The sequence below is a fragment of the Pseudoalteromonas xiamenensis genome, from assembly GCF_017638925.1.
GTDB lineage: Bacteria > Pseudomonadota > Gammaproteobacteria > Enterobacterales > Alteromonadaceae > Pseudoalteromonas > Pseudoalteromonas xiamenensis.
The window spans coordinates 3,085,629-3,110,449 of record NZ_CP072133.1 but is presented as its reverse complement, the minus strand read 5'-3'; the positions used below and the strand labels follow the sequence as shown (position 1 = coordinate 3,110,449).

The following is a 24,821-nucleotide window of genomic DNA, read 5'->3' as shown; positions in this document are numbered from 1 at the left end:
CGAGCTTAGCTCGGCTTTTCAATTATTCTGGCTTGTGTTTTACTGCCCACAGATGCAGCAGTTCATGGCCAATCGTTGCTGCAGCAAGACTTGTTAACTCACTTTGGTCGTAGGCTGGGGATACTTCTACCACGTCCATTCCTACGATGTTAATTCCTTCTAGTGCGCGAAGCACTTTAAGAATTTTATCGCTCGTTAAACCACCACACACAGGTGTCCCTGTACCTGGCGCAAACGCAGGATCTAAACAATCAATATCAAAGGTAAGATAAACTGGCAAATCACCAACGCGAGCCTTAATGCGTTCTGCAATTTGGCTACCAGTTAGGTCATTTCCTTCCATACCATTGATCACTTCAAAACCGTGATCTTCTTCGTTGTACTCTGTACGAATACCGATCTGGATTGAATGCTCAAGACTGATGATGCCTTCTTTAGGTGCATGATAGAACATCGTGCCATGGTCATAGCTTGAACCATTGCTGTATGTATCCGTATGCGCATCAAAATGCACAAGCGCCATTTTACCGTGGTGTTTATGGTGAGACTCGCAGTAAAGGCAGCGTAACAAAGTGGTCGCCACCAAGGCTTAGCAATGTTGTGCCTTGTGCTAAAAGCTTATCCGCAGCTTCTTCTAGCTTCGCAGTGAAATAGGCCGCATCACCACATGGGTAAGTAAAATCACCCGCATCATTAACCGTAATACGGTCAAATAGACTAAATTTCCAAGGAAACTTTTTGTCTTCCCATGCAAGGTTTGTCGACGCGCGACGAATTGCATCAGGGCCTAGGCGCGCGCCAGGACGACCAGAGGTCGCCATGTCGAACGGTAAACCAAGCACAACAACATCGCTTTGGATATTGTTAATATCGCGAACCATAGGTTGACGTAAGAACGTCATACCGTTGGAGTACAATGAATGATCTGGATGATCAAAAAGTGGCGTCATGGATTATACGTCTTCCAAATAAGTGTAGCCTTCAATACCCATCTCTAGCTCTGCTAGTGATTGAGCTTGCTCGTGCTCTGGCAGCTTGCTCTTCACAAGTTCTGCATAGCGCTGTTTAAACTCTTCAACGTCAAGATGAACATAGCGCATCATATCCGCTACGCTGTCACCTTCGTGTACATCACCTAATGTTAAATCGCCATTGTCTTCAATGCGCGCTTCAACGCTGTGAGTATCACCAAACAAATTGTGCATGTCACCTAGGATTTCTTGGTAAGCACCAACGAGGAAGAAGCCCATCAAATATGGTTTGTCCGCATTGAACTCAGGCACAGGCAATGTCATTTCAATACCTTGGCCATCAACATAGTGCTCAACGGTGCCATCAGAGTCACACGTAATATCGAGTAATACCGCGCGACGTTGTGGTGCTTCTGTTAAACCACTTAGCGGTAACACTGGGAATACTTGCTCAATACCCCATGCATCCGGTAACGATTGGAAAAGCGAGAAGTTCACAAAAAACTTGTCCGCTAATTTCGCACTTAATTCGTCAATAATAGGACGATGGAAACGGTTTTTGTTATCCATTCGTTGTTGTAATTCATAACAAACACGTAGGTTAACTTGCTCTGCCCATGCGCGCTGTTCAAGGCTCAATAACCCCATCGCAAACAAGTTATGCGCTTCAGATAAATCGCCTTGCGTATCATGATAAATTTCAATCAATGCACGGTCATCACTTTGTTTTGCAAGTGCGAGCCAAGATTCCCACATGTTGTATAACAAAATAGGGTCTTCTTCTTGCGGCGCATTTACCGACTCTGGAATATAACTTTCAGTACCAATTACGTCCGTTACCAAAACAGCGTGATGTGCCGTAAGTGCACGACCCGACTCAGAAATGATGCGAGGCATCGGTTGGTCGTACTGCTGACACGTGTCACCTACTGTGTAAACGATGTTGTTCGCATACTCAGCTAAGCTGTAGTTCATCGAGTTGTGAGATTGGCTACGTGTACCATCATAATCAACCGCTAAACCACCACCTACGTCCAAACACTTAAGGTTTGCACCAAGACGACGCAATTCGCAGTAGAAGCGCGCTGCTTCACCCACACCAACACGTACATCACGAATATTCGCCATTTGCGAACCTAAGTGGAAATGCACGAGTTGCAGTGAATCTAGCATGTCCGCAGTCTTAAGCTTTTCGATTACGTTTAGTACTTGAGACGCAGATAGACCAAACTTCGACTTTTCGCCGCCACTTGCTTGCCATTTGCCTTTACCTTGAGATGCTAAACGAACACGAATACCTAAACGCGGTGTTACGTTTAGATCTTTCGCTTCTGCCATAACAAGATCAAGCTCAGAGCGTTTTTCAAGTACGATATAAACTTTGTGGCCAAGCTTTTCACCTAGCAACGCTAAGCGAATATATTCTTTATCTTTATAACCATTACAAACGATTACTGCAGACGTTTTTTCTGCAAGTGCCAATACCGTCAGTAATTCCGCTTTACTACCTGCTTCCAGACCTAGCTGTTTCTTTTCAGCGGCTGATTGGCTTGCAATGATCCCTTCGATTACTTCACGTTGTTGGTTTACTTTAATCGGATAAACCAATAGGTAATCTTCTGGATACTCATACGTTTGAATTGCTTGATTAAACGCATTACAAATGTTGTTTACACGTTGTTCCAAAATTTGAGGAAAACGTACAAGTGCAGGCAAGCTGTAGCCTTGAGATTTAATTTGCTCGGCGATATTCACCAAAGTCACGGCATGCTCGGGATGTGCTAAATTAGGCATAGCCGTAACCTCTCCCTGCTCATTGATGCCAAAATAGCCTTGGCTCCAGTGACGCACGTTGTAACAAGCTAACGCTTGCTCAGAAGAGGAGGTGTTGGTCATTAAAGTTCCTTATCTTATGGTCGTTAAAAAGCGAGTGTACGCGGATTAAAGTTCGCGCATTAGACGGAAAAGCGCAAGTTCAGTCCAACAAGTTTTTCTTATCGTAACAATAAATATAAATCATAGCAAAGCATTCAAAACTGGCACGAAAAAGGCGCTGTTAAGCGCCTGAAATTTCATTACTTTTTGATTATCCATTCACGTGAATCGGAGACAAATGCTCAGGTGAAATGAAACAGGTTAAATTTCGTTATGGTGCCATAACGAGTCGACGATTTCGGTAAACGACTTCGCGAGTTTAAATTGAGAAAGAGGACGACCAACCATTTTTGCCATGTCGATTAAATCGAAATAACCGATGACCGTTTTTGATTGTGCGTTAACAACAAGTAGATGTTCGTGCCCTTCACTTTCGAGCATTTTCAGCACATCGACAACTCGAGCACTTTTTATTGAAGTATCCGTTACACATTTAAGGTTTGCTTTTGAGATCATCAAATCGCCAACCGTCAAATCTTTGCGAGACAATCCTGTTTTCGCGACGGCTTTTAAAACATAGCTACTTGTTAGACGTGCTTTTGAAATCAAACCTAACATGTTGTTGTAACTATCAACGACCACGCTAGTACGATTGTGGGTTCTTTTTAGTATTAGAAGTGCTTCATCGATACTCGTTTCGACATCTAACATATGCGGCGCTTGGACATTAAGCGCGTGCATGGCGTCAATCGCAAGGTTATCTAACGAAACGGTTGTTGGTTCAATTTGTAAATTTGTTGGCATTTCAGCCACGCTTTGAATAGCAAATGCATTGTATACAGACATAACTCACCTATAATATTTTAATTAATCAGAATTTTTTTTGATTAAATAGAATAAGGTGGAGTCCTGGCGTGGAATGAAGCAAGAGTTGGTGATGCAAAATTGTGTGATGCCGTTGAGATTTGGGTGTCGACAAACACCATTCCCACAGACGTGTGACTAACCGCGATAATATCGCCATTGTCATCAACATTTTGATCATCAAGATTCGGAGAAAAACAGTGAAGTTCAGAATGAGGCTGCTCAACGCCTGCTTGCACAGTTTCGCTTTGCGCTAAACCTAATAGCACAATCGCAACAAAACTTGTAACAAACCAGCGCACTAACTGCATTGACACTCCAAACTTCGACAAAATAGAGCTTTTTGGTTGCTCTATACTCAGAGTATGATCTAGATCATATTTTTTCAATAGTTAAGTTAAGGAATATTTCCATTTAGATCGTCAAGATCAGTTCGTGTCACCAGCAGCTGTTCTACTCGCATCCCTTCCATATCGATTGCTTCAAACTTAAAACCATTGCAAATAATGAAATCGGTCCGTTTAGGAATGCGTTTGAGACGGAAAATAAGAAAACCGGCAACCGTTTCATAGTTACCTGGATCCGGTGCATCTTCCCAACCCAACGTACGACATAAATCAACGATTGGGGTACTCCCATCCACAAGCCAACTATTCGCATCGCGCGCGACAATTTGTTCTTCCCAAGTGTGCGGGGCTAAGTCACCCATAAAGCTAGTCATAATGTCTTTGACGGTAATAATGCCGACAACCAACGCATATTCGTTGATCACCACAGCAAACTGAATCGCTGCTTTTCTAAAGGCGTTCAGCGCTTCCGTTAAGGTTAACGTATCTGGTAAATAAAAAAGCTCTTTTTCCAAGATGGTTTGATTGAGCTGCACTTTATTGCCAGACAATAACTGTTTAAGAATTTGCTTGGACTCGACATACCCTACTAACTTATCTAAACCACCATCACAAACGAGGAAATGGTTATGTGGATTTTCCATAATTTTCGTTGTAATCGTTTCTGAATCGTCATTAATATCAAAATAAACAATCACTTCTCGTGTCGTCATTATCGTTGGCAAGGTACGCCCTTCCAACTCAAATACGTTGCCAATCAACTGATATTCTTGTGCTTGCAAAGAGCCGCTTTCAGCACCCGCATCAACCATGGCTACAATTTCTTCCGCGGTTACAGAATCTTGTCTTTCCGCTGGCAACCCAAGTAAACGAATAAAGAAATTGGTTAAGCCGTTAAAACACGCCACTAAAGGTGAAAAGGCAAAGGTAATCATATTCATCAGATGCACAACTTTCAGCGCAACGGCTTCTGGCACTATCATCGCGATACGTTTAGGCAGCAAATCGGCAAAAAGAATAAACGTCGAAGTAATGATGAAAAACGAAATGACAAAGCCCACTTCTTCAGCCCAAGGTCCATCATATCGCTCTGTAATCGCATGGGTAATTTTATCAGTAAGTGCCTGCTCACCCAAAATCCCCCCTAGAATAGCGATGGCATTCAACGCGATTTGAACCATCGCAAAAAATGCGCCGGGATTCTCTTGTAGTGCAAGTACAGCGTGTGCACCTGGCACGCCCTCATCTTTCAAAACTTTGAGTTTGATTTTGCGTGAAGCTGCAATGGCGATTTCCGACATCGCGAACAGCGCGCTCAGCATGATAAGTGCTGCTATAGCAAGAAGATCCGACATGTTCACTACCTTGGATAGGTCTATAAATTGGTTGCGATTGTAGACCTAATTTCTGGTTACACAATCACGAATGATGAATATTTGGACAAAATAAATTCATCCATACAAACAACTTTTCCTATTGATATCTTAAGTTTAGTGCATAAATACTTTGTTACCTAAAAGCTGGGCGTTAAGACCCCCTTTCGGGTATAGTTTGGCTATTAACGAGTGTCAAAATAGAGGTATATCGTGCAAATTGGACAAGGCATGGAATATTTTTTCTCGGGTTTCTCCCTGATCACACAAAAAGGGTTAAAGCGTTTTGTGTTCATTCCACTGTTGATTAACATCACCCTATTCGGTGGTTCATTGTTTTTCTTGTATGATTGGCTAACACAGGGCTTTGCCTATTTAAACGATTTGCTACCGGACTGGCTTTCTTGGCTAGAATGGCTCATGTGGCCTATTGCCATTTTGGTGATCCTCTTTTCGTATAGCATGGTGTTTTCTGTCATAACCAATTTTATTGCCGCGCCATTTAATGGTTTACTGTCTGAGAAAGTCGAACTGTATTTGACTGGACAGAAAATTAATGACGACAGTCTTTTTGACACACTTAAAGATGTGCCGAGGATGCTTGGACGTGAATGGACAAAACTCTGGTATTACTTGCCGCGCGCCATTGGCTTTTTCATCCTGTTGTGGATTTTACCCATCTTTGGGCAAATTCTGTGGATCCTATTTACCTGTTGGATGTATACCGTCCAATATAACGATTACCCCTTTGATAACCACAAAATAAATTTCAACCAGATGAAGAAAGATCTCAAATCTAAACAAGGCCTTTCCTATGGCTTTGGTTTTGCTGTAATGCTCCTAACATCCATTCCTTTGGTGAATTTAATCGTGATGCCTGTTGCGGTATGTGGTGCAACCCGTTTATGGGTTGAGCACTATCGGAGCCAATATAGATAATCGTCCTATCAACAATAAAAAGAGCGGCTGAGCCGCTCTTTTTATTTAAAATCAACGTACAATACCACTATGAGTAAACGTTTTGCGGAACGTGTTTCACGCGAATGTGCACCGTGATTTCTTCACGATCATGGAACAAGTGTTTGGCTTGCAGCTCATAGTCCACATTGTACTTTTCAAGTTCTTCATGGATCAGAGTCAAACATTCGAGAACACTTTCAAAACGCTTTTTCATCGGTAGTTTTAAGTTAAAAATCAATTCTCTTGCGAACGCGTTCACTATCCAATCAATCATTAAGTTAGTTACACGTATCGGCTTTTCCACCATATCGCATACAAGCCAATCAATATTGCGACGATCTGGACGATATTTAAACCCGTCTTCACGGTAATGTTTAACTTGACCCGTTTCCATAAGATCATCGTTCATCGGACCATTATCGATTGCGGCAACAAACATACCTCGTCGTACCAATTGGTATGTCCAACCGCCAGGACACGCGCCTAAATCCACCGCTCGCATTCCTGAACGAACGCGTTTCTCGTATTCGTCTTTTGGAACGAAAACATGGAATGCCTCGTCCAACTTCAATGTTGAACGACTTGGTCCGTCTGATGGCATTTTAAGACGCAAAATACCCATTGGGTAAGGTGAATTATTGTTGCTAAAAGAAAAGCCAACATACGCCGTATCTGTTGAGATAAATAATGCGTGTAATACAGGTTTGTTTGTCATCAACTCACGAGACAAAACGCCACGCTTTTCAAGCGCTTTGGCAAGCGGTGTGCTGAACTTTTTACAGAATTTAGACAGCTCTTTGCCGGTATTGGTATCTGGTGTTTCGACACGAAGTTCGCCACACTCTGGTAAATCGTCAACATGCTCTAAAATTGCACCCACGCGGTCATCAACAGGCATTTTGTTAACTAAACGACCGAAGAACCATTGTCTTGCGAAAACCAAGTTTGAAAACGGCAGTTTTTTCACCAAGCGAATACCAAGTTCTGGGTCAAAACATTCATAAACCACGTAGCCCGAATCAGGCTTGGCTTTAACGTACCCTGCAACTTCAGCTTCTGCAGCTAAATAGGTGATCTCCGCTGCGGCATCATTTTCAAATCCGCTACGACAATAAATTACAATACTCGACATGTGCTTCGAATTCCGACTAAATAGATTCGTTTGAACGAACAACTTGGGCGATTAGATAAATCCACCCGATAATAAATAGCATTCCACCAAGGGGTGTAATTGGGCCAAACCATTTGATTTCTGTTAACGCTAGAGCATACAAGCTGCCACTAAACAGTAGACAACCTGCGGTAAAACACCAAACTGTCACGCGCAAACGATACCCAATGTGGACTAAAATACCCACTAAAATCAGTGCTAAACCGTGATACATTTGGTAGGTAACGCCAGTTGTAAATACGCCAAGTGAGTAAGCACTCAGTTTCGTTTTGAGCGCGTGCGCTGCAAACGCGCCTAAAATAACGGCTAACAGAGCGAATAATCCACCCAGTGATATCGCAACTTTTTTCATAGTAAAACTCGGTTAATGAAATCAGAAATAGCATTCGCCGCGGTTACGCGGTGTCCTGACTCGCTATAGCCGCTGGACTTGCGCGGTTTAAAAGAATGATCACCATCTTGCAACCACTCAAATTTGATGGTTTGTGGTATTGGTAGTCCAAGCACTTCATCTTTTGTTCCAAATGTATCACGCTCACCCTGTACGATTAGGAACGGTACTGTGACGTCACCAAAATGCTCGGTCCGCAGTTTCTCTGGTTTACCGGGAGGATGAAACGGATAACCGAGAGCAATTACACCATAAACATCCACTTCATTTTGTGCCGCTAACAAGGTAGCCATCCGACCACCCATTGATTTTCCAGCAATAAACAGAGGCAAATCAGAGTTAACACGGTGTATATTTTCTAAAAAACAATCAAGTAATTTGGGGAGCTCTGTCTGGAGGGCGACGTTTATTTAATGCCTTTGCTTGCTGCATATACTCAAAATCAAACCGTGCCACGTTTACCCCTCGCGCAGCAAGTAACTTAGCTATTTCAACCATAAAGTCACTATCCAGTCCGGCACCCGCTCCGTGCGCAAGCAGTAAATTCGCTATTGGGTTTTCTGCGTAATTCCAAACTAAAGACATTAAACCCACTCTTGTTCTTGCTCTACCATTGAAAGCATCCAATCTTTAAAGGCAACAATTTTGCCTAACTCTGTTTGCGATTCACGCAGCACAAGATAGTAGGCGTTTTTACTTTCTAGATGGTGACTAAATGGGATAACCAGTCGACCCGCATCTAATTCTGGTCGAGCGAGTACACTGTTACCAAGCGCAACGCCTTGACCATGAGCTGCAGCTTGCAACACCATAGACGAATGACTAAAAATTGGCCCTGTATTCACTTGCACATTTCGCACACCAGCGGTTTTCATCCACAGTTTCCAAGGTCGGCGAGTTGTGTCATGAAGAAGCGTATGCAATGCCAAATCACTCGGTTGATTCAATGGCCTTGAAGTCCGTTAGCAACATCGGACTACATAGGGGCACTAAGTACTCAGTGTGTAGCTTATGAGTTTGTACGCCACTCCAATGGCCGCGGCCATAATAAATCGCCACATCAACATCATCGGTCAGCGAGTTCTCATCGTGATCTTGTGCTTTTATTCGCACGTCGATTTCTGGGTGCGCCTCATGGAACAAGCTCAGGCGTGGCACTAACCATTGAATTGCAAAGCTCGGAGTCAAGCTTACGGTGAGTGAACCTTTGGCACCGCGTGCAAGCAACTTGTCCGTTGCATCAATGAGCTGAGAAAATATCTCTTTGATATCGAGAAAGTATGCCTGACCTTCTTCTGTGAGCAGCAACGAGCGGTTTTTACGTAAAAACAACTTCAAGCCAAGATGCTCTTCAAGCGTTTTTATTTGGTGACTTACTGCCGCCTGTGTTACGTAAAGCTCTTCAGCCGCCTTTGTAAAACTCAAATGGCGTGCTGCTGCTTCAAATGCCTTTAAGGCATTTAATGGAGGAAGTCTTCTAGACATACCTAACTCTCAATGGGACTCGTGGACCGAGCCTCTTTATTAAAGGTCTGCAGCGCTAGTATCTAATGCAGGAAAACTTTTCACTAAGTCATCCACTGCTTTCATTTGCTGCAAGTAAGCTTCTAGCTTAGCAAGAGGAAGTGCACATGGGCCATCACATTTTGCTTCATTTGGATTTGGGTGTGCTTCAATGAATAAGCCTGCAATCCCCAATGCCATGCCCGAACGAGCAAGTTCTGCAGCCTGAGCGCGACGACCATCTGCTGAGTCAGAACGGCCACCAGGACGTTGTAGTGCATGAGTGGCATCAAAAATAACAGGTGCCATTTGCTTCATGTCGTCCATGCCTAGCATATCAACAACTAAGTTATTGTAGCCAAAGCAGCTTCCGCGTTCACATAGGATTACTTGGTCATTACCACCTTCGTTAATCTTGCTAATGATATGACGCATCTCATGTGGGGCTAAAAACTGTGGCTTTTTCACATTGATCACCGCACCTGTTTTTGCCATAGCAACAACAAGATCAGTTTGACGAGCCAAAAATGCCGGCAGTTGGATTACATCAACAACTTCGGCGACAGGCGCTGCTTGATGTGGCTCATGCACATCTGTGATTAGTGGCACATTGAATGTTCGTTTGATTTCTTCAAAAATTTTCAAACCTTCTTCCATACCAGGGCCACGAAACGAGTTAATTGACGAGCGGTTCGCTTTGTCAAACGAGGCTTTAAAGACGTATGGAATATTGAGCTTTGAGGTTACTTCCACGTAATGTTCTGCGATACGCATCGCCAAATCACGTGATTCTAAAACGTTCATACCACCAAATAAAACGAATGGCTTGTCGTTAGCGACTTCTACGTTTCCAACTTTAATCATTTGTGTATTCATTATGCTCTCTCTTTAAGCTGAAACCATTCGCAGCAACTGACCGCAAATCCACGCCATATAAGTACCCAGCGCATAGCCGATGACAGCAAGCAGCACGCCAACAGGCGCCAATGCTGGGTGAAAAGCTGAAGCAACAACAGGCGCTGATGCTGCGGCACCAATGTTTGCTTTGCTGCCGACAGCTAGATAAAAAATAGGTGCTTTAATTATTTTCGCAACGATAAACATCAGCAGAACGTGGATTGCCATCCAAATAACGCCTATCACAACGTATTTTGGCGCTTCAACAATCTTGGTGATATCCATGTGCAAACCGATTGTCGCAACCAAAATGTAGAGAAATGTAGACCCTACTTTTGATGCACCAACCGCTTCTAAATTACGTGCTTTTGTAAAAGACAACGCCAAACCAATCGTTGTAACCAATACAATGATCCAGAACAGTTTGCTATGCAGCGAGAATTTATTCAGCCCCGGATAGTGTTCAATAAAGAATGGAACTGCAATGTCAGCAACCAAGTGTGCAAGCCCTGTTGCGCCAAATGCAAAGGCGATTAGGATCATCAAATCATTCAATTCCGGCTTTCTTGAATGTTCAGATTCAAAATGCTGAACACGTTCGATTAAACGATCGATTGAGCTGGTATCAGCACCTGAGCGCGCATCTATTTCTTTGTGTCGCGCAGCCATGTAGAGCAATACAGCCATCCAAATATTCGCAACAACAATATCGACGGTCACCATGATGGTAAAGATATCACCACCAGCACCATAGATTTCTTTCATTGCCACCATATTCGCGCCGCCGCCAATCCAGCTACCGGCTAAAGCTGCCATACCACGCCAAACGGCTTCAGGGCCAGTGACATCAAGTAACTCAGGCATAACAGCAGCCGTGATCAAAAGCGCAAGCGGGCCGCCAATGACAACCCCTATTGTGCCCGTAAAGAACATGATGATGGCTTTCTTGCCAAGACCCATCACAGACTTAATGTCGATACTTAAAGTGAGCAACACCAAACAAGCTGGCAATAGGTAGTACTTTGCAACGGTGTATACATCATTATTGCTACCATCAATAATGCCGAAGGTATTGAGTAACGAAGGTAAGAAATAACACATCAACAGTGCAGGTACGTAACTATAAAACTTCCCCCAAAACCCGCGTTTTAAGTTCGATGTGTAGAATACGAAACCAAGTATTGTGGCTAATACGCCAAGGATCACCGCGTTGTTGGTGATTAAGGCCTGTGAAGTCTCCATGGGCTTCCTCTAATTAGTGCAGAATATTATTGTAATCCGATAATTCAGCGATCTGCATTTGAATTAATTCGATCGTGGGGTCGTCTGGACATTCGTCGACGAAAAATTGTAGATCTTCTTTGGCCATCTTTGGGCAATCAAGTTGATTGAGCAGATAACCTCGGTCGCGACGCTCGTATGGGTCGTTCCCCAAAAGACTCATGAGCATATCGACACAACTTAGCGCATGGCCAAATTTTTCTGCACCGATAAACGCCCATTTTTGCTGAGCCAAAAACAGTTTTAAGATTTCTTCACCAATCACTAACTCAAGTGGTTCACTATCCTCTTCTTTGGCATTTTCTGGCATGATGTACCAAGACTGTTGACCATTTGTTGGGTCAATCATATAGCCTTCTTCATCACTGATACCAACGTGAACCATAACGTCACCTTGAGTGAGGCATAGATTACCACCGAGTTCGGCCACTTCGAGCAAATGAACTAACAGAATGGCCAATGACGTAGGACTACCACTGTGCATTTGCAACAGATAGCACAAACTATTTAATTGGAAATCAGGCACATCTTGGCTTGTACCACTGAACAACCACTCGGTATAAAACAAATCGAGTAATTTATCGACTCGTTTGTGAGGATCGGGTAGTTCAATCACAAGCGCCATAATGCGCTGCTCTAGGTTCGCCAGTAATGAACAGACCTCATTGACTTTTGCCTGCGCGTCCCATTGCAATTCAGCTTGAATACAACGGTAAATCGGTGTCGGGTAATAGTCTTCGGTGTAATCCTGTTCGTCGAACCACGGTTCTGTCATTGTTACTCTACAGCTCAAAAAAATCTAGAAAGGCTAGTTTACCTATTTTTAAGCTTGATACCAATGGGGGGATTAAAAGAAACAGGGCAAGTATTCCCTCGCCCTGCGTTTGTAACCGAATTTGTAATGGATTGGTTTACAGTAAAAATGCCGTTTTACTTACTGCAAGCTTGCCAATGAGAGCAAACAGGCCAGTAATTACAACAACCAAACCAATGCGTGTAGCCTGACTCGATGTCTTGGCTGCAACCACACCTAAACCAATATACGCGACAACGAGTGCGATTTTTTCCATTAACCATGGCTGAGTAACCGACATCCCACTCGATACAATTAACGCAATTGCTGACAGCAATAGAAAGGTGTCAGTCGCATGAGAAGAGATAAATAACACTTTATTTTTAGCTAACTTACTATCAAAAATGCGTGTCGCTGAACGCGTGTAAAAAAGTAAGATACTCAAAACAACAAATAATAAATGGGTGTGTTTAATTGCAATATACGACATTGATTTAGTGGTCCGGGTAAAGTTCTAATATTTTTTCTAATTCATCAACAATACTGTTGAAGATGGAAACAAGTTTAGGGTCAAAATGTTTACCACTTTGGTTTGAAATTTCCGCTTGTACTTCAGAAATTTCCCAAGCTGGTTTATAACACCGATTATGTCTAAGTGCATCATAGACATCTGCAAGCGCTACAATGCGACCAAACACATGGATTTCTTCGCCTTTTTTGCCTTTTGGATAACCGCTACCATCCCATTTCTCATGATGGTCACGCGCAATGATTGCACCTGCATTGACGATTTCACGACGAGAATCTTTTAGTATTTGGAAACCCTTGTCGGTGTGGGTCTTCATCACATTCCATTCGCCATCATCGAGTTTGGCAGGCTTATTTAAAATCGCGTCAGGAATACCGACTTTGCCTACGTCATGTAACGGTGCGGCAATACGAATTAAGTCACACTCGCGATTTGACAAACCATAGCCTTTTGCCAATGCGTAACAGATGTGTGAAACACGTTTAACGTGATTACCCGTTTCCGTAGAGCGCTGTTCTAGCGCTTCACTGAGTCGATAAACCAGCTCCTGCTGAGTGTCTTCAATTTCAGCTTGAAGCTGCACGTTTTCGTATGCTAATTGAACATTTTGAGCAAAAATTTCAATGAGATGTTTTTGAGTCTCAGTCAAAAACTCAGGGATACCAGATACGAACAACATTGAGCTGTGGTTGTACTCACTTGAACAATATGCAAAGAGGTAATTGTCTTTATAAACGATACCTTTTTGCTTTAACGCTTCTTGGCAAGCATTTAACTGCTCTTCGGTAAGCACTTCGCTTATCGGCTTACCTTCGCTTTTCTCAAACTCACCACGGCCTGTAAAGACGACTAATTGACTGTTTTGAGTTGTAGTGGCATTACTCGCGACTAATGACGTGGCGTACATTGCTTCATCAACTGTACCCAACAATGACGTCAACTGTTGCAACACACCTTGAATGAAATGTTCGATAGAATGCGCTGCAAAAATATCACGCGATGCGCAAATAATTTTCTCAAGACCCTGCCGTGATTGTTCGATAGCGAGAATATCGCGATAGGAGCGTAGACTCGACATGACGACAGTGAATAATTTTTGTGCCGTTAGTTCAGTTTTCGATTTGTAGTCGTTAATGTCGTAATTGACAATGACTTGACGCTCCGGTGCTTGTCCTGGCTGACCGGTACGCAAGATGATGCGAATGTGATTATTTTTTGCCGTTTCTCGAATAAATCGCGCGACCTGTAAACCTGCATCGTCGCTTTCCATCACAACGTCTAGCAGAACAATTGCCGCATCGGCATGTTCTACAATCACTTTTTTTGCTTCTTCACCAGAATAAGCAGATATAAACTCCAGTTTCTTTTTTTGGAACTCAAAATCGCTCAGCGCTAATTTGGTCACCGCATGGACTTCAGGTTCATCATCTACGATGATCACTTTCCATCTGCCTACTTCTTGTGGCTCGGCAACATCATGTGGCTCATCAGAGAATAAAAAGTCATCCATTCTAGGTTCCTTACTGGAGTAAGCTTGTCGCTAGTTAGTAAATCATGGCCATGTTGCAACCGTTATTCTGTCACACCCTGCCATATCTTTTATTGTAAGTATATTAATATACGCCAATTGTGCAAAAAAGTTGTGTATTACAGCAGCTTGATTGTAACCGTGTTCAAGGGCCATAAATCCACCAGGAAGAAGATGTTTTCGTCCTTCAGAAATAATGTGAAACAGATCCGCATAGCCCTCGTCTTCAGCCACCAAAGCACTGCGAGGTTCAAAGCGCACATCACCTTGCTCTAAATGCGGATCTTCTGGGTCAATATACGGAGGATTGCTTACAATCACATTAAACTGTTCACCCTTGAGGGGTTCATACCAACTGCCTTGAAGAATGTTTACATGCTCAAGTGCCAAAGCCTGACGATTGCGTTTTGCAAGCTCAACCGCGTCGCTTGAATAGTCGATGGCGGTCACTCGCCAACTTGGGTGCTCATTCGCAAGAGAAAGTGCGATTGCACCCGTGCCCGTGCCTAAATCCAGCAGCTTTGTATCTTCAGGCAATGCTTGCGCTAGAACTGTTTCGACTAACGTCTCGGTATCCGGTCTTGGGATCAATGTACTGGCATTAACGTAAAACGGTAAACTCCAAAACTCACGAGTCCCAGTAATGTGCGCAATAGGTTCCCCTTGCTTTCGTCTCGCAACCAATCGTTCTAAATGCGACTGTTGTGCTTCAAGCAACTGCGCATCAGACCATCCGTATAAATAGCTCTTTGGTTTTTCGATAACGTGTAAAAGCAGGACTTGAGCGTCTAATTTTGGCGAGTCAGAAATAGCGGAAAATTCAGAAGTAGCCCAAGCGAGTGCTTGGGCTATTGATTGGGTGCTCACGACTATTCGTCGCCCATTGCCGCAAGCATGTCCGCTTGGTGTTCGACAAGCAATGGGGAGATAACACAGTTAAGGTCACCTTCCATCACTTCATTTAAGCGATACAACGTTAAACCAATACGGTGATCTGTTAAACGACCTTGTGGGAAGTTGTAAGTACGAATACGCTCTGAACGGTCACCACTACCAACTAAGTTGCGGCGCTCAGATGCCTCAGCTGCTGCGCGTTTCTCGTCTTCAGCCTGTTGCAGACGTGCTGAAAGAACTGAAAGCGCTTTGGCACGGTTTTTATGCTGTGAACGTTCGTCCTGACATTCTACTACTACACCGGTTGGTAAGTGAGTAATACGAATTGCAGAATCCGTTTTGTTAACGTGCTGACCACCCGCACCTGACGCGCGGAATGTATCAATTTTCAAATCTGAAGGGTTAATTTCAATGGCTTCCGCTTCAGGTAATTCCGCCATCACCGCGACAGTACATGCTGATGTATGAACGCGACCTTGAGATTCAGTTTCTGGAACACGTTGAACTCGGTGTGCACCAGATTCGAATTTCAGCTTACCAAATACGCCTTCACCGGAAATGTTTGCAATAACCTCTTTAAAGCCACCATGCTCACCTTCGTTAGCGGAAATAATTTCCACTTTCCATTTTTGTGTTTCAGCGTAACGTGAATACATACGGAATAAATCACCTGCGAAAATAGCCGCTTCGTCACCACCGGTGCCTGCACGCACTTCGAGGAAAACGTTGTTGTTATCACGAGGGTCTTTCGGGATCATTAGGATTTGCAATTCGCCGTCAAGTTCTTCAACGCGCGCCTTGGCTTCTTTGTATTCTTCTTGTGCCATCTCACGCATGTCAGGATCTGAATCCTTCAACATTTCTTCTGCCGTTGAGATGTCTTCTTGTGCAACTTGGTATGCTGCAAACGTTTTTACGACGTCTTCGAGTTCTGAATACTCTTTCGACAGGTCACGGAAACGGTTTTGATCACCAATGACTTCAGGATCGCTTAATAGCGCTTGTACTTCTTCGTAACGTTCCGCAAGCGATTCCAGCTTTCGGTAAACCGAGTCTTTCATAGATATGTTATTCCTGCTCTAATCCCAAGGAGTGTTTGAGTTGTGCAACCATAGCAATATCACCTTGCTTAGCCGCCTCTTGAATAGCCCGTGTAGGCGCATGTGTGAGGCGATTGGTTAGTTTATTCGCCAACTCAATAATAATACTTTCGGCGTCTTTGCCTGATGAGAGCTGGTTCAAGGCTTTCTCAACCAGCTCATTTTTTACTTGCTCCGATGCGGAGCGGTATTCTCGAATCACATCAACCGATTGCATTGAACGTTGCCACTGTGCAAATTCAATGGTTCTTTGATCGATGATTTCTTCTGCTTGTTTTGCAGCTTGTTCACGATTGGCCATATTTTCACTGACAATCGCTTGTAAGTCATCAACAGAATACAAATAGGCATCATCTAATTCACCCACTTGCGCTTCGATGTCACGTGGAACGGCGATATCAACAAACAGCATCGGTTTATGTTTTCTGCGTTTCAGGGCTTGCTCAACCATTCCCTTGCCGATGATGGGCAAAGTACTCGCAGTCGAACTAATGACGATGTCAGCTTGATGAAGCGTATCCGGCAGTTGGGCAAGTGCAATCACATCTCCGCCAATTTCTGCGGCGAGTCCCTCTGCACGCTCAATTGTTCGATTCGCAACCGTAATTTTTTTCGGTGAATGTTGAGCAAGGTGTTTTGCCACTAATTCGATTGTTTCACCCGCGCCAATAAGCAACACATTGGTTTTGTCTAATTGGCCATAAATATGACGGGCCAAATTTACCGCTGCATACGCGACCGATACAGCACTTGCACCAATGTCTGTTTCGGTACGCACTTGCTTTGCCACTGAAAACGTTTTTTGAAACAAGCGTTCAAAATGCAAACGAATACCACCATGTTGCTTCGCGCTATTGTATGCTTGTTTAATTTGCCCAAGAATTTGCGGCTCGCCCAAAACCAATGAATCAAGTCCACAAGCAACGCGCATTAGGTGGTTTACCGCATCGTGGTTTTGGTGAATGTAGACGTTATCATTCAGGGCATTTTCAGTTAGGCCGTGGAAACTGGCAAGCCAAGACAACAAGGCTTGGGAATTTGCTTCCTCAACGTTACAATACATTTCCGTGCGGTTACAGGTAGACACAATAACCGATTCTTTAATCACGGGATGATGCTTAAGCTCTTGCAAAGCCGTCGACAATTGCTCTGGCGAAAACGCGACTTTTTCACGTAATTCTACAGACGCTGTTTTGTGATTGATGCCTAGTGCGATAATGGTCATAGGTGCCAGTAATATCTTAGCTTTGCTTTAAAGCTGGCAATTTTACCAAAAATCAAACGAATATGGAAAGTAAGGAACTGAGATTGAAACGATTTCATTTGATTTTGCTCATATTTTTAATGTTTATGGGCGGTTGCGCTCAGAAAATTCCTACGCAAAGCGCAGCTTCTCGAAACTGGAAAGGCGAGTTAAATCAGCTTAGTCATTGGCAATTGAAAGGTAAAGTGGCCTTTTTAACAGAAAAGAAAAAGCAATCAGCCAACTTGAATTGGCAATTTGACCATCCTCACCACAAGATTAAATTAACCAGCTTTATTGGCACTCAAATTTTAAGCCTCGAAGAAAACGACAATGGCGTTGTTATCGACATGGGTGATGAACGTTTCGCAGGATTCCAAACCGATGTTCTGTTGCAGCAACTGACGGGCTTCTTACTTCCAGTGGACCAAGCTCATTTGTGGCTGACTGCGCAAATGCCCCTTCGTGACGCCATGTTTGATGAACAATCTCGATTAAAAAGTGGTGATTGGTACGATACGACAGGTAACCAATGGCATATTGTTTACGATAAGTACCAAATGACGAACGGACTGTGGTTGCCCTCACGACTTTCGTTAAAAACCGAACAAATGACCATCAAACTACAAATTAATGAGTGGACGTTATAATGGCTGTATTAACTTTGTTGGCTCCAGCAAAACTGAACTTGTTTCTACACATTAACGGTAAGCGCGCAGACGGTTATCATGAATTGGAAACCTTATTCACGCTACTCGACTTTGGTGATGAGCTTACGTTTGAAGCCAATGAAAAAGGCTCTGTGACGATTGAAGGTGCTCCGAGTGACATCAACTTAGCAGACAATTTAATTTTTAAAGCCGCGCAAATGTTACGCCCATATACGGCGCAAACTACTGGCGCTCACATTGTGCTGAACAAGCGTCTGCCAATGGGAGGCGGTGTCGGTGGTGGTTCATCGGATGCTGCAACGACGCTTTTGGCACTTAACGAGCTTTGGAATTGCCAATTAAATGTTTCTGAATTGGCAAATCTCGGGGTAAAGCTCGGTGCCGACGTTCCCGTGTTTGTTCGAGGTGTGAGCGCGCATGCACAAGGAATTGGTGAGAACCTACTACCCGTTTCACTTTCTGAAAAGTTTTATTTAGTGGTCAGTCCTGGCGTCCATGTAAGTACGGCCGCCATATTTGGACACCCCGACTTACCTAGAGATACACCGAAACTCAGCGACGGTTGGAGTATGGAAAATACCCGCAATGATTGTGAGGTATTGGTCAAAAAGCTTTACCCCGAGGTTGAAAAGACACTGGAGTGGTTGCTAAAATATGCACCGTCCAAAATGACAGGAACTGGAGCGTGTTGTTTTGCGGAATTTACATCTCGTGAAGCAGCCGAGCGTGTACTCCAAACTCTTCCTGAAAATTGGCAGGGCTTTGTAGCCAAGAGTGTTAACTGTTCCCCTGTCCATAAGCAGTTGAATATACCACTCTAAAGATGAAGTAAATGTTTAAGTTAGCCTGTTTTGACTCTGTCATTGCATGTTAGTCCAAAAATTCAGTGCCTGAGGAACCCTACCGTGCCTGACATGAAGCTCTTCGCTGGTAATGCAACACCTGAACTTGCCAAAAAGATTGCAAAACGTTTGTTTATTGAATTGGGTGACGCAGTAGTCGGTCGTTTTAGCGACGGCGAGATCAGCGTTCAAATCAATGAAAACGTGCGTGGTTCAGATGTTTTCATAATCCAATCTACGTGTGCCCCTACAAATGATAACCTAATGGAATTAATCGTAATGGTTGACGCCCTGCGCCGTGCATCTGCAGGTCGTATTACCGCGGTTATCCCTTATTTTGGTTATGCTCGTCAAGATCGTCGCGTACGTTCTGCTCGTGTACCAATCACCGCTAAAGTGGTTGCTGATTTTCTATCAAGCGTTGGTGTAGACCGCGTATTGACCGTTGATCTTCACGCTGAACAAATCCAAGGTTTCTTCGATGTACCTGTTGATAACGTTTTCGGCAGCCCTGTACTTATCGAAGATATGCGCGAACGCAATTTTGAAGACGCCGTTGTTGTTTCACCTGATATCGGTGGTGTTGTGCGAGACTCGTGCAATTGCTAAGCTACTTAACGACACTGATTTGGCTATTATCGACAAGCGTCGTCCGCAAGCGAACGTATCACAAGTCATGCATATCATCGGTGACGTTGCAGGTCGCGACTGTATCATCGTAGACGATATGATTGATACCGGCGGTACACTATGTAAAGCAGCTGAAGCGCTTAAAGAACACGGTGCAAAACGCGTGTTTGCTTATGCGACTCACCCAGTGCTTTCAGGCAGTGCAGCAGAAAATCTGAAAAACTCCGTAATTGATGAAGTCATTGTAACCGATTCAATTCCGCTTTCAGACGAATTGAAAGCTATCGACAAAATCAAAGTACTTACGCTTGCAGATATGCTGGCTGAGACTGTACGTCGTATCAGCAACGAAGAGTCTATCTCGGCGATGTTCCAACACTAATCGCAACGTTAAATCGACTCTCCAAAAGCACCTATTCGGTGCTTTTTTGTTTTTTAAGTTTTGTTTTCGTACCACTAGTGGTATAGTAGCGCGCCTTAAAAAGGTGAAGCATTTGGTCGCGAATGTTTCAAATTTAATTAAACTATTGATTTTGGAGACATTATGTCTAACGAATTATACACTTTGAATGCAGAAGTACGCGCTGATTTAGGTACTGGTGCGAGCCGCCGCCTACGCCGCGAAGAGAAAGTTCCTGCAATCCTTTACGGTGCAGAGAAAGAGGCGCTAGCACTTACTCTTGATCACAACAAAGTAATCAAAGCACAAGAAGACGAAGGTTTCTACTCACACATTCTTACACTAAACATTGGTGGTGAGTCTGTAGAAGCAATCCTTAAAGATATCCAACGTCACCCATACAAGCCTAAAGTAACTCACTTAGACTTCCAACGTGTTGACCCTAGCCACAAAATCCACACTAAAGTGCCAGTACACTTCCTAAACGAAGAGAAAGCAACTAAAGGTGGCAATACTGTAGCTCACCACGTAACTGAGATCGAGATTGTATGTCTTCCTAAGAACCTTCCTGAGTTCGTAGAAGTTGACTTAGCTGGTATCGAAGTTGGTCAAACAATCCACCTTACTGACGTTAAACTTCCAGCAGGCGTTGTTTCTGTTGAGTTAGCGAAAGGTGCTGATCACGACCAAGCAGTTGTTACTCTTAACGCTCCTAAAGGCGGCGCTTCAGAAGAAACAACAGAAGCAGCTGAGTAATTTTAAGGTGTTAACACCTTGAATGCATTTCAATTGCTAGTGGGCCTGGCTAATCCAGGCCCCGAATACGCCAACACCCGTCATAATGCAGGCGCATGGTTCATCGAAGAACTTGCAAAGCGCTACAACTGCATCCTAAAACCCGACAGCAAACACCATGGATTAGTCGGCAAAGTCGTGATCCAGAACCAAGAATTCAAACTTCTCATCCCTACAACTTATATGAATTTAAGTGGTAAAGCCGTAAGCAGTCTCGCGAACTTTTATAAGATCCCACCCGAAGAAATTTTAGTCGCTCATGACGAAATGGACCTCGAACCGGGTATCGCTAAACTAAAGAAAGGCGGCGGCCACGGCGGACACAACGGTTTGAAAGACATTATTGCAAAACTCGGCAATAACAAAGAATTTATGCGTTTGCGGATAGGCATAGGACATCCTGGTCACAAAGACAAAGTGACAGGCTGGGTTCTAGGTAAAGCTCCCGCGAATGAACAAGCTCACATCGACGCAGCCGTTGATGAAGCCGTTCGCTGTATGGAAATTTTAGCAAAGGATGGTGTGTTAAAAGCACAAAACAGACTACATTCATTTAAGCCATAGTGATTGGCTCAACTGAATAAACTTTAGGGTTCAAAATTATGGGTTTTAAATGTGGTATCGTTGGTCTACCAAACGTTGGTAAGTCAACTCTATTCAACGCACTGACAAAAGCGGGTATCGAAGCGGCTAACTTTCCGTTTTGTACAATTGAACCAAATACCGGTGTTGTGCCAGTTCCCGATCCACGCATGGAAAAACTTGCTGAAATCGTAAAACCTGAGCGTATCGTGCCTACTTCAATGGAATTCGTGGACATCGCGGGTCTTGTTAAAGGTGCGTCAAAAGGCGAAGGTCTTGGTAACCAATTCCTAGCAAACATTCGCGAAACCGATGCAATCGGTCACGTCGTACGTTGTTTTGAAAATGATAATATCGTTCACGTTGCGGGCCAAGTAAACCCAGCTGACGACATTGACGTAATCAATACTGAACTTGTTCTTTCTGATATGGAAAGCTGCGACAAGGCATTGCTACGTGTTGCGAAGAAAGCGAAAGGCGGCGATAAAGACGCTAAGTTCGAAATCGAAGTGCTAGAGAAAGTTAAAGCTCACCTTGATGAAGGCTTAACTCTTCGCTCATTAAAACTTGCGAAAGAAGAACATGCGGCAATTTCGTACATGAACTTCCTAACGATTAAGCCGACGATGTACATCGCTAACGTAAACGAAGATGGTTTTGAAAATAACCCATACCTTGATCAAGTGCGTGAAATTGCAGCGAATGAGAATGCGGTAGTCGTAGCCGTTTGTGCAGCTATCGAAGCTGAACTTTCTGAGCTGGATGATGAAGACAAAGCGGTGTTTATGGAAGATTTGGGCCTAGAAGAGCCTGGTCTAAATCGCGTGATTCGTGCCGGTTATGAACTTCTAAATCTTCAAACATATTTCACGGCTGGCGTAAAAGAAGTCAGAGCTTGGACAATCCCTGTAGGTGCAACGGCACCACAAGCAGCAGGTAAAATCCACACAGACTTTGAACGTGGCTTTATCCGTGCTCAAACCATCGCATTTGACGACTACATTCAATACCGTGGCGAAGCTGGTTCTAAAGAAGCAGGTAAAATGCGCCAGGAAGGTAAAGATTACATCGTTAAAGATGGCGATGTAATGAACTTCTTATTCAATGTTTAAACGTTGGTTTTGAACTAAATTTGAAAGGCTCACTTCGCTGAGCCTTTTTTATTTCATACTTTTACTCCCTGATTTGTTGAATATTTCGCTCAATCGTTTAATAAATCTTCAAACAAACTCAAGTTACCGTTTTTTTGAAAAAAAGGTATTGACGTCATTGGGTCATATACGCATAATACGCCCCGCATCAGCGATGATGAACAAACAAAATGAAATGGCTACGTAGCTCAGCTGGTTAGAGCACATCACTCATAATGATGGGGTCACAGGTTCGAATCCCGTCGTAGCCACCACTTGTTTAATTCAAATTTTCTGATAGCATCTTCAAACATTTTGCGCGGAAGTGGCGAAATTGGTAGACGCGCTGGATTTAGGTTCCAGTATCTATGATGTGAGAGTTCAAGTCTCTCCTTCCGCACCATAAATGTTTGAAAAATCGTTGGAGTATCGCCAAGCGGTAAGGCAGCGGGTTTTGATCCCGCCATTCCCAGGTTCAAATCCTGGTACTCCAGCCATGCGGAAGTGGCGAAATTGGTAGACGCGCTGGATTTAGGTTCCAGTATCTATGATGTGAGAGTTCAAGTCTCTCCTTCCGCACCATCTCTCTTAGATGTAAAACAAGAAAATTTTCGTTGGAGTATCGCCAAGCGGTAAGGCAGCGGGTTTTGATCCCGCCATTCCCAGGTTCAAATCCTGGTACTCCAGCCATGCGGAAGTGGCGAAATTGGTAGACGCGCTGGATTTAGGTTCCAGTATCTATGATGTGAGAGTTCAAGTCTCTCCTTCCGCACCATCTTTGACTGATGTAAAAAGTCAACTGTTTGACGTTGGAGTATCGCCAAGCGGTAAGGCAGCGGGTTTTGATCCCGCCATTCCCAGGTTCAAATCCTGGTACTCCAGCCATTCTTTCTAAGGTTCACCTTAAAAAGATAAAACGCGGAAGTGGCGAAATTGGTAGACGCGCTGGATTTAGGTTCCAGTATCTATGATGTGAGAGTTCAAGTCTCTCCTTCCGCACCATCTCTCTTAGATGTAAAACAAGAAAATTTTCGTTGGAGTATCGCCAAGCGGTAAGGCAGCGGGTTTTGATCCCGCCATTCCCAGGTTCAAATCCTGGTACTCCAGCCATGGCTACGTAGCTCAGCTGGTTAGAGCACATCACTCATAATGATGGGGTCACAGGTTCGAATCCCGTCGTAGCCACCATTCCTTTCCTAGGAATTTAAAAGCTCTTCAATGCGGAAGTGGCGAAATTGGTAGACGCGCTGGATTTAGGTTCCAGTATCTATGATGTGAGAGTTCAAGTCTCTCCTTCCGCACCATTTACTCTCTCATGTTCTAAATCAACATTTCTCATAAAAACCAAATAATCAATTTTTTCATAAGAAGCTTTTGTCAAATAGCCGATCTTAAGCTATGCGATTAATCACGCTGATTTATCTGACCTTATTCATATCAAGTATTGCACGCAATAAGCCACCCTAATAGATAATTAACTCAGGCCTTGGAATTCAGCATAATGCTCTGTAAGCCTAAAATAATTCGATAATCTAACTAAAAATGTTTGCTGCAATTGCCTCCCTGTTTAGCATTAGCACATCGTATAATCTCATATCCCGTTAACCTACTACTTAATACCAATCTTACTTTAGAGATCTACTACACTCGGGCTATCGATAAACTATTAACTCATGTCGATATAGCTTCTTGGTTGATTTTAACATGACAACGTATTACCTATCGATGAAGTGAAGAATTTGAGAAGTGTTTTACTCAGTGACAATTAGGGTACGAGTATAACAAAGCCACTTCAATGAGTGAGAAGTGGCTAGGTACGATTAGTAAGGCGTTACGATATCAACCTTAGACTTGAAATCTTCCTTAATGAAGTTTGCAATTTTAGCCTCGTCTGATGTTTTAAACGCGTTCATTTCGTCTGCTGTTAGACCAAATTGAGCCATAGTAGCGTCAGGCGCTGAACGGAAATCTTCTCTAATATCCGCGTTTGTCGCATAGTGAAAAACGAAACTCAAAAAGCCTTGTGTATATGACATGATTTTTCCTTCTTT

At 43.5% G+C, this 24,821-nt stretch carries 21 protein-coding genes, 11 tRNA genes and 4 pseudogenes; 18 read left to right on the top strand and 18 right to left on the bottom strand.

The genetic code is table 11. The features are described from left to right. Positions 1-22: 22 nt before the first annotated feature. The 5 genes and pseudogenes from speB to paeA all read right to left on the bottom strand — a co-directional run bounded on the left by speB (position 23) and on the right by paeA (position 5,412). Positions 23-950, bottom strand: a pseudogene (gene speB / locus J5O05_RS14985) (agmatinase). A gap of 3 nt (positions 951-953) precedes the next feature. Beyond that, the gene (gene speA, locus J5O05_RS14980) at positions 954-2,867 is read right to left on the bottom strand and encodes a biosynthetic arginine decarboxylase (protein WP_208842764.1); all 1,914 of its coding nucleotides are present in this window, start codon (positions 2,865-2,867) and stop codon (positions 954-956) included. Between the two features lie 240 nt (positions 2,868-3,107). Beyond that, complete coding sequence (locus J5O05_RS14975) at positions 3,108-3,692, bottom strand: CBS domain-containing protein (RefSeq protein ID WP_208842763.1); 585 nt, start codon at positions 3,690-3,692, stop codon at positions 3,108-3,110. Positions 3,693-3,733: 41 nt separating this feature from the next. Further along, positions 3,734-4,021, bottom strand: coding sequence for a hypothetical protein (locus J5O05_RS14970; protein WP_208842762.1), 288 nt, complete (start codon positions 4,019-4,021; stop codon positions 3,734-3,736). Positions 4,022-4,107: 86 nt separating this feature from the next. Next, positions 4,108-5,412, bottom strand: coding sequence for a polyamine export protein PaeA (gene paeA, locus J5O05_RS14965; protein ID WP_208842761.1), 1,305 nt, complete (start codon positions 5,410-5,412; stop codon positions 4,108-4,110). A 249-nt stretch (positions 5,413-5,661) separates the two neighbouring features. Between paeA and cysZ the strand changes: the two genes are divergently transcribed. Beyond that, the gene (gene cysZ, locus J5O05_RS14960; RefSeq protein WP_377095401.1) at positions 5,662-6,369 is read left to right on the top strand and encodes a sulfate transporter CysZ; all 708 of its coding nucleotides are present in this window, start codon (positions 5,662-5,664) and stop codon (positions 6,367-6,369) included. A 67-nt stretch (positions 6,370-6,436) separates the two neighbouring features. On the opposite strand, the gene rlmM is transcribed toward cysZ, so the two are convergent. The 12 genes and pseudogenes from rlmM to hemA all read right to left on the bottom strand — a co-directional run bounded on the left by rlmM (position 6,437) and on the right by hemA (position 17,702). Then, positions 6,437-7,522, bottom strand: a complete 1,086-nt coding sequence (gene rlmM, locus J5O05_RS14955) for a 23S rRNA (cytidine(2498)-2'-O)-methyltransferase RlmM (RefSeq protein WP_208842759.1) — start codon at positions 7,520-7,522, stop codon at positions 6,437-6,439. A 16-nt stretch (positions 7,523-7,538) separates the two neighbouring features. Continuing rightward, entirely contained in the window at positions 7,539-7,913 is a 375-nt protein-coding gene (locus J5O05_RS14950; protein WP_208842758.1) for a DUF423 domain-containing protein, read from the bottom strand. After that, positions 7,910-8,537, bottom strand: a pseudogene (locus J5O05_RS14945) (alpha/beta family hydrolase). The gene J5O05_RS14950 and the pseudogene J5O05_RS14945 overlap by 4 nt, the downstream one beginning before the upstream one ends. After that, positions 8,537-9,437 (bottom strand): annotated as a pseudogene (locus J5O05_RS14940) (transcriptional regulator GcvA). Before J5O05_RS14940 ends, J5O05_RS14945 begins: the two co-directional pseudogenes overlap by 1 nt. Positions 9,438-9,476: 39 nt before the next feature. Beyond that, positions 9,477-10,331 (bottom strand): 3-deoxy-8-phosphooctulonate synthase, encoded by an 855-nt coding sequence (gene kdsA / locus J5O05_RS14935; protein WP_208842757.1) that lies wholly within the window; start codon positions 10,329-10,331, stop codon positions 9,477-9,479. 12 nt (positions 10,332-10,343) lie between these two features. Beyond that, entirely contained in the window at positions 10,344-11,594 is a 1,251-nt protein-coding gene (locus J5O05_RS14930; RefSeq protein ID WP_208842756.1) for a DUF819 family protein, read from the bottom strand. 13 nt (positions 11,595-11,607) lie between these two features. After that, a complete protein-coding gene (locus J5O05_RS14925) occupies positions 11,608-12,408 on the bottom strand; it encodes a tetratricopeptide repeat protein (protein ID WP_208842755.1) in 801 nt (266 codons plus the stop codon). Positions 12,409-12,544: 136 nt separating this feature from the next. Then, positions 12,545-12,916: a SirB2 family protein gene (locus tag J5O05_RS14920; RefSeq protein WP_208842754.1), complete on the bottom strand. Its 372-nt coding sequence runs from the start codon at positions 12,914-12,916 to the stop codon at positions 12,545-12,547. Between the two features lie 4 nt (positions 12,917-12,920). Continuing rightward, entirely contained in the window at positions 12,921-14,465 is a 1,545-nt protein-coding gene (locus tag J5O05_RS14915) for a DUF3369 domain-containing protein (protein ID WP_208842753.1), read from the bottom strand. A gap of 42 nt (positions 14,466-14,507) precedes the next feature. Further along, positions 14,508-15,350 carry a peptide chain release factor N(5)-glutamine methyltransferase gene (gene prmC / locus J5O05_RS14910; protein WP_208842752.1) on the bottom strand — a complete coding sequence of 281 codons (843 nt, stop codon included), beginning with the start codon at positions 15,348-15,350 and terminating at the stop codon, positions 14,508-14,510. 2 nt (positions 15,351-15,352) lie between these two features. Then, positions 15,353-16,438 carry a peptide chain release factor 1 gene (gene prfA / locus J5O05_RS14905; protein ID WP_208842751.1) on the bottom strand — a complete coding sequence of 362 codons (1,086 nt, stop codon included), beginning with the start codon at positions 16,436-16,438 and terminating at the stop codon, positions 15,353-15,355. A 7-nt stretch (positions 16,439-16,445) separates the two neighbouring features. Then, positions 16,446-17,702 (bottom strand): glutamyl-tRNA reductase, encoded by a 1,257-nt coding sequence (gene hemA, locus J5O05_RS14900; RefSeq protein ID WP_208842750.1) that lies wholly within the window; start codon positions 17,700-17,702, stop codon positions 16,446-16,448. An 83-nt stretch (positions 17,703-17,785) separates the two neighbouring features. Here hemA and lolB point away from each other — a divergent pair, with 83 nt between their 5' ends. The 17 genes and pseudogenes from lolB (at position 17,786) to J5O05_RS14815 (ending at position 24,074) form a co-directional block, all read left to right on the top strand. After that, on the top strand, positions 17,786-18,370 hold the full coding sequence (gene lolB, locus J5O05_RS14895) for a lipoprotein insertase outer membrane protein LolB (RefSeq protein ID WP_208842749.1): 585 nt from the start codon (positions 17,786-17,788) through the stop codon (positions 18,368-18,370). Beyond that, positions 18,370-19,212 carry a 4-(cytidine 5'-diphospho)-2-C-methyl-D-erythritol kinase gene (gene ispE, locus J5O05_RS14890; protein ID WP_208842748.1) on the top strand — a complete coding sequence of 281 codons (843 nt, stop codon included), beginning with the start codon at positions 18,370-18,372 and terminating at the stop codon, positions 19,210-19,212. The genes lolB and ispE overlap by 1 nt, the downstream gene beginning before the upstream one ends. A gap of 84 nt (positions 19,213-19,296) precedes the next feature. Beyond that, positions 19,297-20,245, top strand: a pseudogene (locus J5O05_RS14885) (ribose-phosphate pyrophosphokinase). Positions 20,246-20,407: 162 nt separating this feature from the next. Then, positions 20,408-21,019, top strand: a complete 612-nt coding sequence (locus tag J5O05_RS14880) for a 50S ribosomal protein L25/general stress protein Ctc (RefSeq protein WP_208842747.1) — start codon at positions 20,408-20,410, stop codon at positions 21,017-21,019. An 18-nt stretch (positions 21,020-21,037) separates the two neighbouring features. After that, positions 21,038-21,622, top strand: coding sequence for an aminoacyl-tRNA hydrolase (pth, locus tag J5O05_RS14875; protein ID WP_208842746.1), 585 nt, complete (start codon positions 21,038-21,040; stop codon positions 21,620-21,622). Positions 21,623-21,660: 38 nt separating this feature from the next. Next, positions 21,661-22,752 carry a redox-regulated ATPase YchF gene (gene ychF, locus J5O05_RS14870; RefSeq protein WP_208842745.1) on the top strand — a complete coding sequence of 364 codons (1,092 nt, stop codon included), beginning with the start codon at positions 21,661-21,663 and terminating at the stop codon, positions 22,750-22,752. Between the two features lie 216 nt (positions 22,753-22,968). Next, positions 22,969-23,045: transfer RNA gene (locus J5O05_RS14865), tRNA-Met, on the top strand. Positions 23,046-23,089: 44 nt separating this feature from the next. Continuing rightward, positions 23,090-23,173: transfer RNA gene (locus J5O05_RS14860), tRNA-Leu, on the top strand. A 19-nt stretch (positions 23,174-23,192) separates the two neighbouring features. Continuing rightward, a tRNA-Gln gene (locus J5O05_RS14855) sits at positions 23,193-23,267 on the top strand. 1 nt (position 23,268) lies between these two features. Further along, positions 23,269-23,352, top strand: a tRNA-Leu gene (locus J5O05_RS14850). A gap of 33 nt (positions 23,353-23,385) precedes the next feature. Beyond that, positions 23,386-23,460, top strand: a tRNA-Gln gene (locus J5O05_RS14845). A gap of 1 nt (position 23,461) precedes the next feature. Continuing rightward, a tRNA-Leu gene (locus J5O05_RS14840) sits at positions 23,462-23,545 on the top strand. Between the two features lie 35 nt (positions 23,546-23,580). Continuing rightward, positions 23,581-23,655: transfer RNA gene (locus tag J5O05_RS14835), tRNA-Gln, on the top strand. Positions 23,656-23,688: 33 nt separating this feature from the next. Continuing rightward, positions 23,689-23,772 (top strand) — tRNA-Leu (locus tag J5O05_RS14830). Between the two features lie 33 nt (positions 23,773-23,805). Further along, positions 23,806-23,880: transfer RNA gene (locus tag J5O05_RS14825), tRNA-Gln, on the top strand. Position 23,881: 1 nt separating this feature from the next. After that, a tRNA-Met gene (locus J5O05_RS14820) sits at positions 23,882-23,958 on the top strand. Between the two features lie 32 nt (positions 23,959-23,990). Beyond that, positions 23,991-24,074 (top strand) — tRNA-Leu (locus J5O05_RS14815). Positions 24,075-24,590: 516 nt separating this feature from the next. Here J5O05_RS14815 and J5O05_RS14810 read toward each other — a convergent pair. Then, positions 24,591-24,806 carry a hypothetical protein gene (locus tag J5O05_RS14810; protein WP_208842744.1) on the bottom strand — a complete coding sequence of 72 codons (216 nt, stop codon included), beginning with the start codon at positions 24,804-24,806 and terminating at the stop codon, positions 24,591-24,593. Positions 24,807-24,821 lie beyond the last annotated feature (15 nt).

What these genes read in the sequence shown, in the direction of transcription:
- speA (WP_208842764.1), bottom strand. Translation starts at nt 2,867, where the DNA reads ATGACCAACACCTCCTCTTCTGAGCAAGCGTTAGCTTGTTACAACGTG.
- J5O05_RS14975 (WP_208842763.1), bottom strand. Translation starts at nt 3,692, where the DNA reads ATGTCTGTATACAATGCATTTGCTATTCAAAGCGTGGCTGAAATGCCA.
- J5O05_RS14970 (WP_208842762.1), bottom strand. Translation starts at nt 4,021, where the DNA reads ATGCAGTTAGTGCGCTGGTTTGTTACAAGTTTTGTTGCGATTGTGCTA.
- paeA (WP_208842761.1), bottom strand. Translation starts at nt 5,412, where the DNA reads ATGTCGGATCTTCTTGCTATAGCAGCACTTATCATGCTGAGCGCGCTG.
- cysZ (WP_377095401.1), top strand. Translation starts at nt 5,662, where the DNA reads ATGGAATATTTTTTCTCGGGTTTCTCCCTGATCACACAAAAAGGGTTA.
- rlmM (WP_208842759.1), bottom strand. Translation starts at nt 7,522, where the DNA reads ATGTCGAGTATTGTAATTTATTGTCGTAGCGGATTTGAAAATGATGCC.
- J5O05_RS14950 (WP_208842758.1), bottom strand. Translation starts at nt 7,913, where the DNA reads ATGAAAAAAGTTGCGATATCACTGGGTGGATTATTCGCTCTGTTAGCC.
- kdsA (WP_208842757.1), bottom strand. Translation starts at nt 10,331, where the DNA reads ATGAATACACAAATGATTAAAGTTGGAAACGTAGAAGTCGCTAACGAC.
- J5O05_RS14930 (WP_208842756.1), bottom strand. Translation starts at nt 11,594, where the DNA reads ATGGAGACTTCACAGGCCTTAATCACCAACAACGCGGTGATCCTTGGC.
- J5O05_RS14925 (WP_208842755.1), bottom strand. Translation starts at nt 12,408, where the DNA reads ATGACAGAACCGTGGTTCGACGAACAGGATTACACCGAAGACTATTAC.
- J5O05_RS14920 (WP_208842754.1), bottom strand. Translation starts at nt 12,916, where the DNA reads ATGTCGTATATTGCAATTAAACACACCCATTTATTATTTGTTGTTTTG.
- J5O05_RS14915 (WP_208842753.1), bottom strand. Translation starts at nt 14,465, where the DNA reads ATGGATGACTTTTTATTCTCTGATGAGCCACATGATGTTGCCGAGCCA.
- prfA (WP_208842751.1), bottom strand. Translation starts at nt 16,438, where the DNA reads ATGAAAGACTCGGTTTACCGAAAGCTGGAATCGCTTGCGGAACGTTAC.
- hemA (WP_208842750.1), bottom strand. Translation starts at nt 17,702, where the DNA reads ATGACCATTATCGCACTAGGCATCAATCACAAAACAGCGTCTGTAGAA.
- ispE (WP_208842748.1), top strand. Translation starts at nt 18,370, where the DNA reads ATGGCTGTATTAACTTTGTTGGCTCCAGCAAAACTGAACTTGTTTCTA.
- J5O05_RS14880 (WP_208842747.1), top strand. Translation starts at nt 20,408, where the DNA reads ATGTCTAACGAATTATACACTTTGAATGCAGAAGTACGCGCTGATTTA.
- ychF (WP_208842745.1), top strand. Translation starts at nt 21,661, where the DNA reads ATGGGTTTTAAATGTGGTATCGTTGGTCTACCAAACGTTGGTAAGTCA.
- J5O05_RS14810 (WP_208842744.1), bottom strand. Translation starts at nt 24,806, where the DNA reads ATGTCATATACACAAGGCTTTTTGAGTTTCGTTTTTCACTATGCGACA.